The organism is Arthrobacter paludis (assembly GCF_056782315.1).
Map to the genome: position 1 here is coordinate 51,789 of NZ_JBXAEW010000021.1, position 17,503 is coordinate 69,291.

The following is a 17,503-nucleotide window of genomic DNA, read 5'->3' on the forward strand; positions in this document are numbered from 1 at the left end:
GGGGGGGGGTGCTTTTTTTGTTTTTTGTGGTCCATGACCCCCCCCCCCCCCCCCCCCCCCCGCGCCGGGGCCGGCCGGAACCGGCACCCGGCGCGCGGCGCCGTCCCACCGACAAAGGAGTCCCCATGTCCACCCGCGATGTTGCCCCGGCCCCCGAGGTCCGGGAGCCGGCCGACCCGTACGCCCTCGACCCGAGGGACATCCAGGAGCCGCCCACGACCCTGAGGGGCCGCCTGCGGTTCCTCGGCCCGGGCATGATCACCTCCGCCGCCGTCGTCGGCTCCGGCGAGCTGCTGACGGCCACCACGCTGGGCGCGGAAATCGGCTTCATGCTCCTGTGGCTGGTGCTCGTCTCCACGTTCATCAAGGTGTGGGTGCAGATCGAGCTCGGCCGCTGGTCCATCTCCACGGGCAAGGTCGCCGTCACCGGCTACAACGAGGTCCCGCCGAAGATCGCCAAGCGCGGGTGGATGGCGTGGCTCGTCCTGCTGATGTTCGTGCAGTTCCTCACCGGGCAGGCCGGCGTGATCACCGCGTCCGCCTTCGCGTTCTCCTCGCTGCTGCCCCTCGGCGGCGCCGACCCGTACTCGTTCGTGTCCATCGCCGGCTGGGTGGGCATCCTAGTGGCCGTCGCGATCGCCGTGCACGTCACGAACCGCTACGCCGTCGTCGAGCGCCTCTCGACCGTCCTGGTCCTGCTCGTGACGGTCTTCGCCGTCGCCATGGTCTTCGTCATCCAGGGCACCGACTTCTCCTGGTCCGCGGCCGACCTCGCGGACGGCATGCGCTTCCAGGTGGCGCTCGGCGCCATGGGCATCGCCCTGTCCATGTTCGGCATGACCGGCGTCGGGGCCGGCGAGATCACCGCCTACACGTACTGGTGCGTCGAGAAGGGCTACGCAGCCTGGTCCGGCCCCAACGACGGCTCCGAGTCCTGGGCCCGGCGCGCCCGGGGCTGGATCTCGGTCATGAAGCTCGACGCCTGGGTCTCCTGGGTCATCTACACGGTCTCCACCGCGGCGTTCTACATGCTCGGCGCCGCGGTCCTGCACCCGCAGGGGATCGTCCCGAAGGGCGACGAGGTCATGACCACGATCTCGAGCATCTTCTCCACCGCCGTCGGCCAGTGGGGCGCCGCCCTGTTCCTCGCGGGCGCCGGCGTCGCGCTGTTCAAGACGATCATCGCCAATGTCCCCAGCCTCGGCCGCCAAGTCGGGAACACGCTGGCCGTGTTCGGCGCGTTCGACTGGAACAACCAGCAGCAGCGCGACCGGTGGATGCGGGTGATCATGATCGTCCTGCCCATCACCTGGGGCGTGTTCGGCACGCTGGTCTCCTCGCCCCTGGCCCTCGTCGTCCTCGCGGGCATCCTCAACGCCGTCTTCCTCATGGGCGTCGCGGCCGCGACGGTCTACCTGTCCCGCCGGCAGACCGACCCGCGGGTCAGGGACGGCAAGGCGTTCACCGCCATGCTCGTCGTCTCCGCGGCCGCGATCTTCTTCGTCGGCGTCATGGGCCTGGTCAACACGCTGTAGCGGCGGGAAAGGGAGAAGCGGCATGAAGGCTGTCGTCGTGCACGGCAAGGGCGACCTGCGGGTCGAGGAGGTCCCGGACCCGGTCTGCGGCCCGGACCAGGTCCTGGTCGCCATGGAGTGGGGCGGGATCTGCGGCTCCGACATCGCGTACTGGAAGGGCGGGGCCTCCGGCACCGCCGTCCTCCGGGCGCCGCTGGTCCTGGGCCACGAGGTGGCGGGACGCGTCGCCGCCGTCGGGGAGGCGGCCGCGCAGGAGCTGGCCGTCCGGGGCATCGCCGTCGGCACGCCGGTGACCGTCCACCCGGCGACGCTCGTCGGAGAGCACGACGTGCCCGCCGAGACGGCGGGGCGGACCAACCTTTGGCCCGAGGTGCGCTACTTCGGCTCCGCGGCCTTCGAGCCGCACGAGCAGGGCGCCTTCAGCGGCTACCGCGCCGTCCGGCCCGGGCAGCTGCGCGCCGTGCCCGACGGCGTCTCCACGCGCCAGGCCGCCGTCGCCGAGCCGTTCGGCGTCGCCCTCCACGCCGTGGCGCGGGCCGGCAACGTCGCCGGCCGCAGGGTGCTCGTCAACGGCTGCGGTCCGATCGGGGCGCTGGCCGTCGCCGCGGCCAAGGCGCGCGGCGCCGCCCACGTGGCCGCGGCCGACCTCTCCGACGCCGCGCTCGACATCGCCGGCCGGATGGGCGCCGACGAGACCGCCAACCCCGGGCGGGGCGAGGCCCTCCCGCGGGACGTCGACGTCGCGATCGAGGCCTCCGGCGCGCCGCGGGCGCTCGGGGGAGTCATCGGCGCCGTGCGCCGCGGCGGCGTGCTGGTCCAGGTCGGCAACCTTCCGGCGGGGGAGGTCTCCGCCGCCCTGGGGAACCTGGTCACGCGGGAGATCGACTACCGGGGGTCCTACCGCTTCGTGGACGAGATCACCGACGCGCTCGGGCTCATGGCCTCCGGCGTCGACGTCGCACCGCTCATCACCCACGAGGTGGGGCTCGACGACGCCGTCCGCGGCTTCGAGCTCGCCGCCGACCGGTCGACCGGCTCGTCGAAGGTCATGCTCCGCCTCGGCTGACCGCGGGAGCGAGCCGGAAGAACGACCGCCCGCCGCGCGCGTGCCCGCCCGGCACGAGCAGGCGGCCGAGGTCCGGGTTGAACTGGACGCGGGCCCGGCCGCCCTCCGGCACGGACGCCGCGAGGGCCCGGAAGTCGTCGGGGACCAGGGTCCGGTCGAGCCCGCCCGCGAGAACGCGGACCGTGCCCCGGCCCAGGACCAGGCGGGCGTCGATCCAGTCGCCGCGGAACCGGGGCTCCCCGGCCTGCTCGGGGACCTGGAGGTGGGGGCTGGGAAGCCGGGTGGGGTGCGGGGCCTGCATGGCGTGTCCTTTCGGATTGTCGTTGCCCGCCGCGGCTGCCGCGGGCCGCTTCGTCATCCGAACCACCCGGCGAACAATCCGGGACGCGCTGGGGCGCCCGCACTCTCGGGTTGGTGCATGGCCGGTCGGAGCCGCCGGCCATGCGGCCGGGCCATGTCTCGTGAAGCGCAATCAGCCTAGCGGCCGCCCCCGTCGGTTGGGAATGGCGGCCGGAACGCCCGCCGCGTACGGCGCAGCGAGCCGCGCACGGCGCCTACGGCGAAGCCCGCCGAACACAGCGCAGGCAGATGTGAACGGCGCAGGCCGTTTTAACCGCCTGCGCCGTTTGCAGGAGTCTGCGGCCCCGCCCCGGCCCGGCGCGTCCGCCGCCCTGACCCCGGCCCGGCGCCCGCGCGTCAGTCCGCGAGCAGCGACCGGATGTCGTCCGCCGTCAGCGCGGCCCCGAAGCCCTCGCCCTCGTCCATGACGGAGGAGATCAGCTGCCGCTTGGCGTCCTGCAGCGCGACGACCTTCTCCTCGATCGTGTCCTGGGCGACCATCCGGTACACCATGACGTTGCGCGTCTGCCCGATCCGGTGCGCCCGGTCCACGGCCTGGGACTCCGCGGCGGGGTTCCACCACGGGTCCAGCAGGAAGCAGTAGTCGGCCTCCGTGAGGTTCAGGCCGAAACCGCCGGCCTTGAGCGAGATCAGGAACACCGGCGCGTCGCCGGCCTTGAACGACTCGATGACGTCGGAGCGCTTCCGGGTGGAGCCGTCCAGGTAGGCGTAGGGGACCTTCTCGGCCTGCAGGCGGGCGGCGGCCTTCTTGAGGAACGACGTGAACTGGCTGAACACCAGCACCCGGTGCCCCTCCGCCAGGATGTCCTCCAGCTGCTCGAACAGCAGGTCCAGCTTGGCGCTGGGCACCCCCTCGTACTGCTCCGGGTCCACCAGGGACGCGTCGAGGGAGAGCATCCGCAGCAGCGTCAGCGACTGGAAGATCGTGAACCGGTTCTTGTCCATGTCCTCGACCAGGCGCAGGATCTTCTGCCGCTCCCGCTGCAGGTGCGTGTCGTAGACCTTGCGGTGCCGGGGCGCCAGCTCCACGTGCAGGACCTGCTCCTGCTTGGGCGGCAGGTCGGTGACGACGGCGTCCTTGGTGCGGCGCAGCATGAACGGGCGCACGCGGCGGCGCAGCCGGGACAGCGGCTCGGGCAGGCCCTGCTTCTCGATGGGGCGGGCGTAGTGCTCGCCGAAGCGCACCGCGGAGGGGAACAGGCCGGGGGAGACGATGGCGAAGATCGACCACAGCTCCATGAGGTTGTTCTCCATCGGCGTGCCGGTGATCGCGAGCTTGAACCGGGCGTCGAGGTCCCGCGCGGCGTGGTGGGCCTTGGTCGCCTTGTTCTTCACGAACTGCGCCTCGTCGAGCACCAGCCCCGCCCACGCCTGGGCCGTGTAGGCCTCCTGGTCGAGCCGGAACAGGGTGTACGAGGTGACGACGATGTCGTGGTCGGCCGCCGTCTGCGCCAGCGTCCGGCTGGCCCGGCCCTGCGTGTCGGTCACGGCGGTCACGCGCAGGGAGGGGGCGAACTTCGCGGCCTCCTCCACCCAGTTGCCGACGACGGAGGTCGGCGCGACCACCAGGAACGGGCCCGGCTCCAGCGGGGACGACGGCGGCGCCCCCTCCGTGCCCGGGGCCGCCGCGCCGGCGGCCTCCTGGTCCGCCGGCTGGGCCGCCCATTGCTCGTGGGCGTGCAGGACCAGGGCGAGCGCCTGGACGGTCTTGCCCAGGCCCATGTCGTCCGCCAGAACGCCGCCGAGCCCCTGCCGCCACAGGCGGGCCAGCCACGTGAACCCCTCGCGCTGGTAGGGACGCAGCTGAGCGTTGAGCCCCGCCGGCAGCGGCGCGGGCTCGGCCTCGGCGAGCGTGAGCAGCGAGCCGACGCCGGAATACCAGGAGTCGGGCCCCTCGGTCTGCGTCGCGAGCGCGTCCAGCTCCTCCCACAGCGACGCCTGGTAGCGGGTCAGCCGCAGCTCCCCGGGCTTGTCGGAGAGCTGGCTCGCCTCCGCGACGAGGGAGCGCAGCTTGTCGAAGAGCGGCTGCTCCAGCGAGAACCAGGTGCGGTCCGGCATGAGCATCTTGGTCTGGCCGCGGGAGAGGGCCCGCAGGATGTCCGCGTACGGGATGCGGTGTTCGCCGACGGAGACGACCAGCCCCAGGTCGAACCAGTCCCGCTTGTCCGACTCGACGGTCGTGACGGTCAGCTCCGGCGATTCGGTCAGCTCCCGGTACTCGGGGCGGGTGCCGTGCTCGACGACGCGGGTGTCCTCCAGCTCGCGCAGCGCGGGCAGGACCCGCCGCAGGAAGTCCACGGTCTCCAGCCCGTGCAGCGACTTCGGCGCCAGCACGCCCGCGGCGAGGGCGGGGGAGCGCTGCAGCACGTCCAGGGCGGCCCGCTCCAGGGCCGTCTCTGCGGCCGCGTCGCGGGTGTCGGCGTCCGGCTCGACCGGCCCGTAGTCGAAGCGCCACGCCAACTCGACGGCGTCGCCGCCCGGGTACGTGACGTCCAGGACCAGGGTGGGCGGCAGGATCTCCGGCAGGTCGACGCTCCCGTCCAGGCTGGTCACGGCGATGCGCCGCCCCAGCCGCGGGTGGACCCGGGCCGTGAACCCCTCGACGTCGGCGGCCGGCACGGTCACCGTGGCCGGCTCGCGCAGCGCCTGCAGCTCCGCGGGGTCCCACCGCCCGGACGCCGCCGGGGCCAGCACGACCGCCGAGCCGTCCGGCTCCGCGACGTACGCCCCGTGCGTGCCGATCGGCCCGCACGGCAGCCCCGGCTCCAGCGCCACCGGCCGGCCATCGAGGGCGAGCACCGGGCGCAGGACCAGGTCGCCGGGGGCGCCGCCGTCGGGCTGGCCGGACCCGGCGCCGCCGTCGGCCCCCGGGGTGCCCGCGTCGCCGTCCGGCACCCCGGCGCCCGCCGCGGCCGGGACGCGGTGCGCGTCGAGCGCGACGGCGGCCGGCGCGGCCAATTGGATCCGCGTGGCCGGGTCCGTGCCGATGAGGTCGATCCCGAGCGATCCGGCCTCGGCGAGCAGCGGCCACAGAAGCGGCGAGGAGAACTCGTCCAGGTAGAGCCAGTCGTTGTCCTCGCCGAAGTACAGCTGCCCGTTGGCGCGGTAGAGCGGGACGAACTGGCAGAACCAGCGGTGCTGCTCCGCGTCCAGGTTCAGGCCGTACGTCTTGAAGCTGATCGTGTTCCAGCGCAGGTTCCCACGCACCCAGCGGCCGTTGCCCGCGGAGCGGACCATGGGGCGCACGCCGAGGCGGAAGCGCCGGGTCGCCGCCTTCTGGTGGCCGACCCCTGAGCCGGGCGCCCACTGCCGGTGGGCGGCCACGGTGGTGTCCTGCAGGTCGAACTGCAGCGCCATGTCCTGCAGCGCGTCCCGGTCCGCGGCCCGGCCGGGCCGCCGGGCGGGGGCGGGTGCCGCGTCGGCGCCGGCCGCCAGCAGCGGGCGCAGGCTCTCCTCCCACGCGGGCGGCGTGGCGGTGGTGTCCACGATGATTTGGTCGCGGGCCTGCAGGTGCAGGGAGTTCGAGCGGATGAGCAGCGCGGCCGCGTGCTTGCAGTCCGCACCGACGGGGCAGGTGCAGTGCGTGGAGGCGATGGCCCACGCGCCCTTCTTCTGCACGAGGTCCACGCGCGTGCGGTAGGCGACGGACTCGGTGCCGGCCACGGGGGAGGAGAGCCGGCCGGACGCCTCGTCCCACCGCGGTTCGAGCACGTTCCCCCCGCTCGCGTACCCCTTGCCGCGGGTGAACGCGGCCCCGCCGACGACACGGAGGATCTCACGGGCATCAACGAGCGGGAACGCGAGTTCGGGCATCCTCCTATCGTTTCACGGGCGCGCCCCGGCCGCGAATCCTGCGCCGGCGCGCGCGGACGCCACGGCCCGGGGGCCATCCCGGCGCGCACAGCCGCGCCGTAGGGTGTCCCCATGAGCACGCCGGCCCTGGACCCGATGCCCCGCGAACTCGACGTGGACAGTCTCGAGGCCTTCGACGCCCGCTCCGCGGCGGCGCTCGACCGCCGCCGGCACCCGGGACGGATCGCCGGCTGGCACGTGCAGTCGGTGGACCTCACCGGACGCGCGGCCGTGCTCAAGCGGCTCGACGTCTCCGGGGCCGTGTTCCTGGGCTGCGAACTGGCGCCCGGGCTGGAGGACTCCCTGCGTGCCCGGGGCGCCCTGGTGTTCCCGACCCTGCCCGGCGTCCCGTTCGACGCCTACCGCTCCGGCCTCTACTCGGCGGCCGAGCTCTACGGGGACATCGCCACCCGGCCCTACGAGGAGACGCTCGACGCCCGCGTCTACGCCTGGACGCGGCGGCGGCCGGCGGCCCGGACCGTGGACGCGGCCCTGGCGACGACGCTGCACGACCATGCCGTCGGCTCGGCGCTGACGGCCGCCCTCGGCGGCGGCGGGGCGCTCGCCGGGGACCGCGTCGTCGGCGTCATGGGCGGGCACGCGGCGGGCCGGGGCAGGCGCGGCTACGCGGACGCGGCCCGCCTGGGACTGGGCCTGGCCCGGGCCGGGCACGCGGTCGCCACCGGCGGCGGGCCCGGCGCGATGGAGGCGGCGAACCTCGGGGCGTACGTGTCCGCGGCCGGGGACGGCGCGCTCGACGAGGCGCTGGGCCTGCTCGCCGCGGCGCCGTCGTTCGCGCCCTCCGTCACGGAGTGGGCCCGGGCCGCGGCCGCGGTGCTGGGGCGCGTCGGCGCCGGCGGGCCGAGCCTCGGCATTCCCACGTGGTTCTACGGCCACGAGCCGCCGAACATGTTCGCGACCCACATCGCCAAGTACTTCGCGAACGCCCTGCGCGAGGCCGTGTTGCTCCGCGTCTCCACGGGCGGGATCGTGTTCCTGCCCGGCGCGGCCGGCACCGTGCAGGAGGTCTTCCAGGACGCGTGCGAGAACTACTACGGGGCCGCGGAGACCGTGACGCCGATGGTCCTGGTGGGGCGCCGGTACTGGACGGAGGAGCTGCCGGCCTGGCCGCTGCTGCGCACGCTCGCGGAGGGCCGGGACATGGCCGACTCGATCCACCTCGTGGACGGCGTCGACGAGGCGCTGGAGCGGATCGGCCCCGGTCCGGGTCAGAGCGCGGTGGTGCCGAACGCGAGCCCGAGCGCGTAGGTCACGGCCGCCGCGCCGTAGCCGATCGCGAGCTGGCGCAGCCCCCGCTTCAGCGGCGAGGCGCCGGAGAGCAGTCCGACGACGCCGCCGGTCAGCAGCAGGGCCAGCCCGACCAGGACGGCGGCGACGACGACGGCCGTGGGGCCCGTCAGGCCGAGCAGGTAGGGCAGGATCGGCACGAGCGCGCCGGAGGCGAAGAAGCCGAAGCTCGCCGCGGAGGCGCCCAGCGCGGAGCCGACGGTCTCGTGCTCGTCGTCCGACTGCTCGTCCTCCTTCTCCGGCTGGAGGGAGAACGAGGGGTTGCAGTCGCACTCGAAGTAGCCGAGGCGCTCCGCCGCGCGGTGCTCGGCGTCCTCCTGGGACATCCCGCGCGCCTTGTACACGAGCACGAGTTCGTTGGCGTCCAGGTCCAGGTGCGGGGCCGCCTCGAGCGTGACCTGCGTGGGCCGGGACGCGGAGAGCAGCTCGCGCTGGGAGCGGACGGAGACGAACTCGCCGGCGGCCATCGACAGGGCGCCCGCGAGCAGCCCGGAGATGCCGGTGAGCAGGATGATGCCGGGCGCCAGACCGGCCGCCCCGACACCCATGACGAGGGCCAGGTTGGAGACCAGCCCGTCGTTGGCCCCGAACACGGCGGCGCGGAAGTTCCCGGACATGCGGGCGCGGCCGCGCACGGCCAGGCCGCGCACCACCTCCTCGTGCACCTGCTCGTCCGCGTACATCCGCGGGGTCGCGTCCTTGTCCTGGGCGTACGGGGAGTCGGACTCGGCGCGCTGGGCCAGGGCGAGGACGAACACGGAGCCGAAGTGACGGGCCAGGAACCGCAGCAGGGTGCGGCGCGCGGAGGGCCGGGCCCGGTGGTCCGCGTGCTCGCCGAGCAGGTCGAGCCAGTGCTGCTCGTGACGCCGCTCGGCGTCCGCCAGGCCGAGCAGGATCAGTCGCTCGTCGCCGCCGCGGCGCGAGGCCAGCTCGCGGTAGATCGCGCCCTCGGCGCGCTCGTCCGCGAGGTAGCGGCGCCAACGGCGGATGTCCTGGCGGGTGGGGTCTGAGGCGCCGGTGCGCGTCTCGGGGGCCATGGGGGTGTTCCTCCGGATCGGTCAGCCCCAGTCTACCGACGGCGGTGCCGCCGGGCGGGCCCCTGTGGGCTAGCTCGCGGCCACCGGCTCCCGCGCGGGGGCGGGCTCGGGCAGGCGCTCGAGGAAAAAGACCAGCGGGTTGCCATCGGCGCGTCCGGCGCTCGGCACCCGCACCGTCAGGGCGCCCGAGTCCGGCTCGAAGTCGGGGCGGCGGGCCGCGTTGCGCAGCGCCCGGTCCAGCTCGCCGGGATAGGGGGCGATGAACCGGACCCAGCGTCCGGCGTGCCGGATGGTCACGGTGCCGAGCAGGGAATCGACGATGGGCAGGACGGGGACCGTGTTCGCCACGGGGTTCCTCTCTGTGTTCTTACCCGGCGGGGTGTTCCGCGGGCCGCTTCGTCATCCGAACCACCCACTCGAACCCGGGTTGGTGCGCGGCCAGTCGGAGCTGTGCGCCGCGTCTCATGAAGCATTTCCTCCACAGTAGCGAGGAGGCGATCCGAACCCAACCCCTCCGTGACGCGCCTCACGCCGCCGCCGCGGCGCTTCCGGGTAAACAAATGTTGCGCAGGGGAGTTAATGTGAGGCGGACGACACCCGCCCCTGGCTTAGGCTGATCCGAGCGCCGGAACCGCCCGCCGCCCTAGACCGAAGGTTGTCCCCGCATGAAGGCCCTGCCCGTCGAGCCCAGCAACACGCCGGTGGCGATCGGTTCGCGCCTGCGCGCGGCCCGCCAGGCGCAGCGGATGACGATCGAGCAGCTCGCCGCGTCCACCGGACTCACGAAGGGGTTCCTCTCGCGGGTGGAGCGCGACCTGACGTCGCCATCGGTCGCCTCCCTCGTCACGCTGTGCCAGGTGCTCTCCGTGTCCGTCGGCGAACTGTTCGAACAGCCGGAGACGCACGTGGTGCGGCTCGACGAGGCGCCGCGCGTGTCCCTGGGGGGCCACGGGATCCGCGAGCAGCTGCTGACGGCCCGCTCGGAGCGCCGGCTCCAGGTCATCCGCGCCGAGATCGAGCCCCACGGCTCCGGCGAGGAGGAGATGTACTCCGTCGACTGCGAGGCCGAGGTCCTGCACGTGGTCTCGGGGCGGTTCGTCCTGGTCCTCACGGGGGACCGGTTCGAGCTCGCGGCCGGCGACACCGTCACCTTTCCGGGGCGCGAGCCGCACACGTGGTTGAACCCTTCGGACGAGCCCGCCGTCGTCTTGTGGACGCTGGTCCCCGCCGCCGCGCGCTGACCCCGCCGCCTGACGCCGTCCCCGCCGCTGCGCCGCCCTGGCCTGTCGCCGCTGTGCTGCACCCCAGCGCGGCGGCCCGAATCCTGTGCCCCACGCCAATCGACACCCCGGCGGAGCGGCCCCAACCTGATGCCATGGTGGGGCAGGCCGCCCCGCCCGCCTGGCCGCCGCGAACGGCGGCACTTCAAGGAGTTGCGGAACATGAAGAAGTGGACGCGGTGGCAGGACTGGATCGTCGTCGCGTGCGGGCTGTTCGCCGCACTGTCGGTGCTGTGGCTCGAGGTCACCGGCGCGGCCATGGGCCTGCTGTTGACGCTGGGCGTCCTGCTGGTGGTGGCGGGGCTGGCGAACCTCGCCTCGGTGGATATGCCGGGCATCGAATGGGCCCAGGCCGTGATCGCCCTGGTGCTCGCCATTTCGCCGTGGCTGGGCGGCTTCTCCGACGTGATGGCCGCCGCCTGGACCGCCTGGGGCACGGGCGTCGTCGCGCTCGTGGCCACGCTGCTCGCCCTCAAGCCGAGCATCGCCGGGCACCGGGAGCACCACCACCGGACGGCCTAGCAATCACCCGGGCGGCGTGGCCGCCCCTTCCGGCCGGCTTCCCGCGGGGGCCGGCCGGAGTCATGCCCCCCACTGGTGGCGAGGGCGGGGGCTTGCGCGATGGGGGCTCGGCGGCGCTCGCCCAGACCGGCGGCGCTCCGCGGTTGACGCGTAACCGCCATCACACCTAGGATTCTGACTGAAAACAGTTGTTTCCTGACGCGCAACTCCGCTGCTCGGACCGCGTCCCCGCCGGACCGTCGGTCCCCGCAAGGAGAACCATGGAAGACATCCGCATCGAAGCCAACGGGCACCTGGGCCCCATCGACTCCTCCCGCATCCCGCGCTTCGCCGGCGCGGCCACGTACGCGCGGCTGCCCCGGCTCGACCAGGTCGACTCGGCCGGCATCAAGGTGGTCGGCGTCCCGTTCGACGCCGGAGTCTCCTACCGCCCGGGGGCGCGCTTCGGCGCGAACCACGTCCGCGAGTCCTCGCGGCTGCTGCGCCCCTACAACCCGGCCCTCGACGTCAGCCCGTTCGAGAACGTCCAGGTCGCCGACGCCGGGGACATGGCGGTCAACCCCTTCAACATCCACGAGGCCATCGAGACCGTCCAGGCCAACGCACTGGACCTGACGGCCGACGGCGCCTCGCTGCTGACGCTCGGCGGCGACCACACCATCGCGCTGCCCCTGCTGCGCGCCGCCTCGGAGCGCGCCGGCGAACCCGTCGCGCTGCTCCACTTCGACGCCCACCTGGATACGTGGGACACCTACTTCGGCGCCGAATACACGCACGGCACCCCGTTCCGCCGGGCCGTCGAGGAGGGCATCCTCGACACGGAGGCGATCAGCCACGTCGGCACGCGCGGGCCGCTCTACGGCAAGCGCGACCTCGAGGACGACCGGCGCTTCGGCTTCGGCATCGTCACCAGCTCGGACGTCTTCCGCCAGGGCGTCGACGAGGTCGTCGCGAAGCTGCGGGACCGGATCGGCTCCCGGCCGCTCTACGTGTCCGTCGACATCGACGTCCTCGACCCGGCCCACGCGCCCGGCACGGGCACGCCGGAGGCCGGCGGCATGACCAGCCGCGAACTGCTGGAGATCCTGCGCGGCCTGCGCGGACTCAACCTGGTCGGCGCCGACGTCGTCGAGGTCGCGCCCGCGTACGACCACGCGGAGCTCACCGGCGTCGCCGCCTCGCACGTGGCCTACGACCTCGTGACCCTCATGGCGGACCTGCGCGCGGACCGCGCCGCCCGGACCGCCGCGGCGGGGGAGGCCCGGGCATGACCGGCCGGAGCGACGCCACCACCGACGCCCGGACCGCGCCCGCGGAGCCCGGGGCGCCCGCTGCGCCGTCGTCGTCCGCCGCGGCGGCGCCGCCGTCGTCCACCGCCACGGCCCAGCGCAACGGCGGCGACCTCGTCGTCGAGACGCTGGCCGCGCTCGGCACACGCACGGTCTTCGGCATCCCCGGCCAGCACGCGCTGGGGCTCTTCGACGCCCTGTCCCGCTCCGACCTGCGCTTCGTCTCCTCCCGCGTCGAGAACAACTCGGCGTTCGCCGCCGACGGCTACAGCCGCGCCACGGGCGAGGTCGGGGTCCTGTTCCTGTCCACCGGCCCGGGCGCGCTGACCTCGCTCGCGGGGCTGCAGGAGGCCTACGCGACCGGCGTGCCCCTGGTCGTCGTGGCGAGCCAGATCCCGCTCTCCGGGCTCGGCGCCCGGCGCAAGGGGATGCTGCACCAGCTCGACGACCAGAAGGCCTCCGCCGCCAACGTCACCAAGTCCCAGCGCACCGTCCACCACGCCTCCGGCATCCCGTCCGCGATCCAGGACGCCTGGGCCGACGCGGTCACCGTGCCGCAGGGACCGGTCTGGGTCGAGGTGCCGCAGGACGTGCTGCTGGCGCCGACGCAGGTCCCGCCCGTGCAGGACGCGCTCGCCGAGGCCTACGACCATCCGCCGCGCACGGAACTGATCGACGAGGCCGTCCGCTGGCTGGACGGGGCCCGCAGGCCCGCCATCGTCGCCGGGGGCGGCGTGCGCCGGGCCGGGGCCGAGGACTCGCTAAGGCGCGTGGCCGAGCGGCTGTCCGCCCCGGTGATCTGCTCGCCCGGCGGCAACGGCGCCTTCCCGTGGGAGCACCCGCTCTCCCTGCAGTCATGGGTCGAGGACCGGCACACCACCGAGGTGCTCGAGGACGCGGACGTGCTCATCGTCGTGGGCTCCTCGCTGGGCGAGGTCACGTCCAACTACTTCACGCTGGCCCCGCGCGGCCGGATGATCCAGATCGACGCCGAGCCGCGCGTGCTGGAATCCAACGTCCCGGCCCTCGGCATCCGGGCCGACGCCCGGGCGGCGCTGGAGTACCTCGACGAGGCCCTGTCCCGGGGCGGGGGGCCCGCCGCGCGCGACTGGCACGGGCGGCACCCCGAGGAGGTCGTCGCGGACACGCTGGCCAAGGTCCGGGCGCGCCTCGACGCCCAGGACCTGGGGCTGGAGCGCCGGTTCATGGCGGACATCCGGGCCGCCGTGCCGGACGCGATGCAGACGTTCTGGGACATGACGATCGCCGCCTACTGGGGCTGGTCCTGCTGGGACTCCCGGTCCGGGCAGTTCCACTCCGCGCAGGGCGCCGGCGGCCTCGGGTTCGGCTTCCCCTCCGCGATCGGCGGGGCCGTGGGTCTGGCGGCGACGGGACGTACCGGGAACGGCGCGCGCGTGCTCGCCGTCTCCGGCGACGGGTCGGCCATGTACTCGATCGCGGAGCTGGCCACGGCGCGCCAGCACGACGTGCCCGTGACGTGGCTGATCGTCGACGACGGCGGCTACGGGATCCTGCGCGAGTACATGACCGAGACCTTCGGCAAGGCGACGGCGACCGAGCTGGCGCGGCCGGACTTCGTGGCGCTGGCCGAGTCGTTCGGGGTCCCCGCCCGGCGGGTCGGGCCCGACGGCGTGCGCGGCGCGCTCGAGGACGCGTTCGCGGGGGAGGGGCCGAACGTCGTGGTCGTCGAGACGCTGCTGCGGATGTTCGCGCCGACGCACCTCGACTGAGGCGCCTCGGCCGACGCACTGACGCACCCCGGCTGGGGCGCCTCGGCTGGGGCGCCTCGGCTGGGGCGCCTCGGCTGACGCACTGACGCACCCCGGCCGTTCCGACCGGGCCGGCCCCGCGAAGTCACCCTCTCCGCGCAATGTCGCCCTTTCGTCCGCGAGATCGGGGTTTCGGCTGCGATGTCGGGGTTTGCTAGGGGTGACATCTCCGCCAAACCATGATGTGGCGGACCGTCCCCGGGGCGACGTGGAGCGGGAGCGGCCAGGCGGCCGCGTCGTCGCCGGGGACTGCGGACGCTCCCGGCCGCCCCAGGCACCGGCGGCGCTCCGCGGCGACGGTCCCTCCACAGCGCGGTTCCGGTCGTGTCTCATCCACATCGTCGCGGAGCGGCCCGAACGGCAGGGACGGGGCGGCCAGAATGCCGGACATGGCCTCGTCTTCGCCCAGCATCCGCCGCTCCCCGTCGCTCCAGACGGCCCTCGACGCCCTCGCGACCACGAACGACCTGGAACGGCGGGGGCTGGGCCCCGGCGACATCCGCCGGGAGGTGGAAGGACGCCGCGTCGAGCGGTTGAGGCGCTCGGTCTACGTGCCCGCGGTGCTGATGTCCGCCCTGGCACCGTGGGAGAGGGCCGTGGTGGAGATCCACGCCCATGCGCTGGCCGCCCGGACGCGGCCCGTCTATTGCTTCGGTTCCGCGGCGAGGCTCTGGGGACTGGACCTTTGGGATGCCGACCGCGCGATCCACGTGGCCCATCCCGGCCGGCGGGGCGCGGAGGCCGGCCCGATCCCGGTGACGCGGCACAACTTCGCCGTGCCGCCGTCCGACCAGACGGTCGTGGGCGGGCTGTCAACGGCCAGTAGGAATTGCCCGTGGGCGGCCAGCGGTTCTGCCCGCTGGTGGCCAGGGAAAGTGCCCACTGGTGGCCGGCTGGTTTGCCCGCGGGACGGGTGGTTGGTGCCGGCCACTGGTGGTGTCTAGGTCAGTGGCATGACTCCCTTTCCGGCCAGGGCCTGGGTGAGTCGGACGGAGTCGCCGGTGGTTTGGCAGACGTGGGCGTGGTGGAGGAGCCGGTCCACGGTGGCGGTGGCCAGGGTCTTGGGCATGAGCTCGTCGAAGCCGGCGGGGTGCAGGTTCGAGGACACGGCCACGGAGCGTTTCTCGTAGGCGGCGTCCACGACCCGGTAGAGGCCCTCGGCGGCGTCGGTGGCCACTGCAAGCAGGCCGATGTCGTCGATCACGACGAGGTCGGCGCGCAGGATCCGGGCCACGGCCTTGGTCACGGTGTCGTCGGCCCGGTGGGCGCGGATGAGCGCGCCGAGGTCCTCGAGGGTGAACCAGGCGACCCGCTTGCCTTCCTCGACGGCCTGTTGGCCCAGGGCCTCGAGGAAGAAGGTCTTGCCGGTGCCGGAGGGTCCGCAGACGACGAGGTTCTCCTTGCGGTGGATCCATTCCAGGGTCCGCAGGGCCTGCTGGGTCGGGGCCGGGATCGAGGAGGCTGTCTCGTCCCAGAGGGCGAAGGTCTTGCCGGTGGGGAACCCGGCGGCCTTGCGCCGGGTGGCGAGCATGGAGCGGGCCCGGCCCGCGGTTTCCTCGGCCAGCAGGGCCTTGACGGTCTCGGCCGGTTCCCAGCGCTGGGCGCGGGCGGTGGCCAGCACCTCGGGGGCGACGGCGCGGGCGTGGGGCATCTTCAGCTGGCGCATCAGCGCCGCGAGGTCCTCGGGCAGGGCCGGGGCGGTGGTGTTCGGGGTGGCGATGCCCATCAGGGGTGCTCCTTCCCGGAGGTGGTGGCGCCCAGGCCCGCCCAGCCGGCGGTGCCCTGGGTCAGGGACGTCCCCTCGTCGGCGGTGCGCAGCCCGGGCCGGTGCCCGGCGGCGGTGAGCAGGGAGGCTAGGTCCCCGTGGGCGAAGCGGTGGTGGACCGCGGCGAGGCCGAGGGCCTTGTCGACCTCGTTGGTCCCGGCGATCTTGGCCAGGGCGACGGCCTCGGCCATCTTGGCGTTGATGCGGTGCGCGCCCGCGGCGGCGGCCTCGAGCAGCCAGGACCTCGCGCCCGCGCCGATGCCCAGGAACTCGGCCTCGGCCTTCGAGCGCGGCACCGGGGTGTGGTCCCCAGGGACCTTGGCCGGGTCGTGGTCGGGGAAGTGGGAGTCGTCGATCGCCGGGGACCCGGGCGCGGCCACCGGATGCCGGGCGACCTCGAGGGCACCGTCGGGGCCGGCGTGGACGATCACGACCCTCGCGTCGGCGCCGGTGCCGTGTTGGCGGATGAAGACCTCGGCGCCGAGCAGGTGGGCCGGGACGGAGTACTGGGCGTTCTCGTAGGAGACCATCGGCGTGTTCGGCGGCACCTTCCGGCCCGTCCCGTAGGCGATCGTGTGCGCGGCGTCGGGGACCCGGTGCAGGGCGGGGGCCTCGTCGGCGAGCATATCCACGGGCCGGCGGCGGGTGGTGCGGTGCTCGCGGGAGTTCACCAGGTCCATGAACGCCTGGCAGGCCGCCTCGAGCTCGGCGAACGAGGCGTAGGAGCCGCGCAGGTTGGTGTCCTTGGGCACGAGGTCGGCCTTGGAGACCTTGACCGCGTTCTCCACCCCGCCCTTCGACGCCGGGTCGGCAGGCTGGCAGGTGAGGACCTCGACCGAGTAGTGCTTCGCGAACGCGACGGTCGCCTCGTTGCGCACCGGCACCCCGGCCACGTGCATCGTGGTCACCGTCTTCTCGTTGTCCGTCAGCACGTACGTCGGGGCCCCGCCGATGATCCTGAAGGTGCGGTCCAGGGCGGCGAAGACGCTCGGGGCGGTCCGGTCGCGCAGCGCGAGCACGATCCGGTACCGCGACCATGCGAGCCAGGCCACGAACAGCACCGTCTTGACCCCGCCGATGACCGGTCCGTCGCCGAAGTCGTACTGCAGCCAGCCGCCGGGCTCGGTGATCCAGGGCCGGTGCACCCGCCGCCTCCCGCGGCGGTAGGCGTCCTTCGCGGTCGCCACGGCACGGCGGGTCGAGCGCTCCGAACCGGCGTAGCCCATCGACACGAGCTTGTCGTGCACGACGTCGGCGCGGATCCGGCCCCGGGACTTGTCGACCCATTCCTCGATCTTCGCGTCCCAGTCGTCGGTGACCTTGGGCCGTTCCGGACCCGCGCCGGGGGCACGGCCGGCATCGCGGGCCCTCACGAGCCGGTCGACGGTGTGGTGGGAGCACCCGTGGATCTCCGCGGTGCTGCGTAGGGACCTGGTGAGGTCGTAGGTGGCAAGAATATTCACGGTTTCTAGGGCATCCTTCATTCAGGGCCTCTTCCTGCTGCGGATTCGATTCGACACCGACATCCAACCGGGAAGAGGCCCCCGCCGTCCTCAGAACACGGCAGGGCTAACGAGCAATGCGGGCAAACCAGCCGGCCACAAATGGGCAGTTTCCGTGGCCATACGCGGGCAGTCCCCGTGGCCGTCAGCGGGCAATTCCCTGGCCACCTACGGGCAGTTTTCCATGGCCGCTAACA

Annotated in this window: 14 protein-coding genes and 1 riboswitch; of the genes, 8 read left to right on the forward strand and 6 right to left on the reverse strand. The window is 73.7% G+C overall.

Annotation, left to right across the window (positions count from 1 at the left end; all coding sequences use genetic code 11):
* The first annotated feature begins 125 nt into the window (after window positions 1–125).
* A complete protein-coding gene (locus AC1Q5D_RS15925) occupies window positions 126–1,535 on the forward strand; it encodes an Nramp family divalent metal transporter (RefSeq protein WP_481739439.1) in 1,410 nt (469 codons plus the stop codon).
* Between the two features lie 22 nt (window positions 1,536–1,557).
* Window positions 1,558–2,601, forward strand: a complete 1,044-nt coding sequence (locus AC1Q5D_RS15930) for an L-idonate 5-dehydrogenase (protein WP_481739440.1) — start codon at window positions 1,558–1,560, stop codon at window positions 2,599–2,601.
* Here AC1Q5D_RS15930 and AC1Q5D_RS15935 read toward each other — a convergent pair.
* Window positions 2,582–2,902 carry a hypothetical protein gene (locus tag AC1Q5D_RS15935; RefSeq protein ID WP_481739441.1) on the reverse strand — a complete coding sequence of 107 codons (321 nt, stop codon included), beginning with the start codon at window positions 2,900–2,902 and terminating at the stop codon, window positions 2,582–2,584. The two genes, AC1Q5D_RS15930 and AC1Q5D_RS15935, sit on opposite strands and share 20 nt — an antisense overlap.
* Window positions 2,903–3,297: 395 nt before the next feature.
* Complete coding sequence (locus AC1Q5D_RS15940; RefSeq protein WP_481739442.1) at window positions 3,298–6,774, reverse strand: DEAD/DEAH box helicase; 3,477 nt, start codon at window positions 6,772–6,774, stop codon at window positions 3,298–3,300.
* Between the two features lie 111 nt (window positions 6,775–6,885).
* Between AC1Q5D_RS15940 and AC1Q5D_RS15945 the strand changes: the two genes are divergently transcribed.
* Window positions 6,886–8,082, forward strand: a complete 1,197-nt coding sequence (locus AC1Q5D_RS15945) for an LOG family protein (RefSeq protein WP_481739443.1) — start codon at window positions 6,886–6,888, stop codon at window positions 8,080–8,082.
* Here AC1Q5D_RS15945 and AC1Q5D_RS15950 read toward each other — a convergent pair.
* Window positions 8,043–9,158: a VIT1/CCC1 transporter family protein gene (locus tag AC1Q5D_RS15950; protein ID WP_481739444.1), complete on the reverse strand. Its 1,116-nt coding sequence runs from the start codon at window positions 9,156–9,158 to the stop codon at window positions 8,043–8,045. The two genes, AC1Q5D_RS15945 and AC1Q5D_RS15950, sit on opposite strands and share 40 nt — an antisense overlap.
* A gap of 69 nt (window positions 9,159–9,227) precedes the next feature.
* Complete coding sequence (locus AC1Q5D_RS15955; RefSeq protein WP_481739445.1) at window positions 9,228–9,506, reverse strand: hypothetical protein; 279 nt, start codon at window positions 9,504–9,506, stop codon at window positions 9,228–9,230.
* 10 nt (window positions 9,507–9,516) lie between these two features.
* Window positions 9,517–9,628: riboswitch (SAM riboswitch) on the reverse strand.
* Between the two features lie 195 nt (window positions 9,629–9,823).
* Here AC1Q5D_RS15955 and AC1Q5D_RS15960 point away from each other — a divergent pair.
* From AC1Q5D_RS15960 to AC1Q5D_RS15980, 5 genes are all read left to right on the forward strand, one after another.
* Complete coding sequence (locus tag AC1Q5D_RS15960) at window positions 9,824–10,399, forward strand: cupin domain-containing protein (protein ID WP_481739446.1); 576 nt, start codon at window positions 9,824–9,826, stop codon at window positions 10,397–10,399.
* Window positions 10,400–10,600: 201 nt separating this feature from the next.
* Window positions 10,601–10,960, forward strand: coding sequence for an SPW repeat protein (locus AC1Q5D_RS15965; RefSeq protein WP_481739447.1), 360 nt, complete (start codon window positions 10,601–10,603; stop codon window positions 10,958–10,960).
* Window positions 10,961–11,220: 260 nt separating this feature from the next.
* On the forward strand, window positions 11,221–12,231 hold the full coding sequence (speB, locus tag AC1Q5D_RS15970) for an agmatinase (RefSeq protein ID WP_481739448.1): 1,011 nt from the start codon (window positions 11,221–11,223) through the stop codon (window positions 12,229–12,231).
* Complete coding sequence (locus AC1Q5D_RS15975; RefSeq protein WP_481739449.1) at window positions 12,228–14,000, forward strand: thiamine pyrophosphate-binding protein; 1,773 nt, start codon at window positions 12,228–12,230, stop codon at window positions 13,998–14,000. Before speB ends, AC1Q5D_RS15975 begins: the two co-directional genes overlap by 4 nt.
* A 428-nt stretch (window positions 14,001–14,428) precedes the next feature.
* Entirely contained in the window at window positions 14,429–14,983 is a 555-nt protein-coding gene (locus tag AC1Q5D_RS15980; protein ID WP_481739450.1) for a hypothetical protein, read from the forward strand.
* Here the strand turns inward: AC1Q5D_RS15980 and istB are convergent.
* On the reverse strand, window positions 14,980–15,765 hold the full coding sequence (gene istB, locus AC1Q5D_RS15985; RefSeq protein WP_481736795.1) for an IS21-like element helper ATPase IstB: 786 nt from the start codon (window positions 15,763–15,765) through the stop codon (window positions 14,980–14,982). The two genes, AC1Q5D_RS15980 and istB, sit on opposite strands and share 4 nt — an antisense overlap.
* Entirely contained in the window at window positions 15,765–17,288 is a 1,524-nt protein-coding gene (istA, locus tag AC1Q5D_RS15990; RefSeq protein ID WP_481736794.1) for an IS21 family transposase, read from the reverse strand. Before istA ends, istB begins: the two co-directional genes overlap by 1 nt.
* Window positions 17,289–17,503 lie beyond the last annotated feature (215 nt).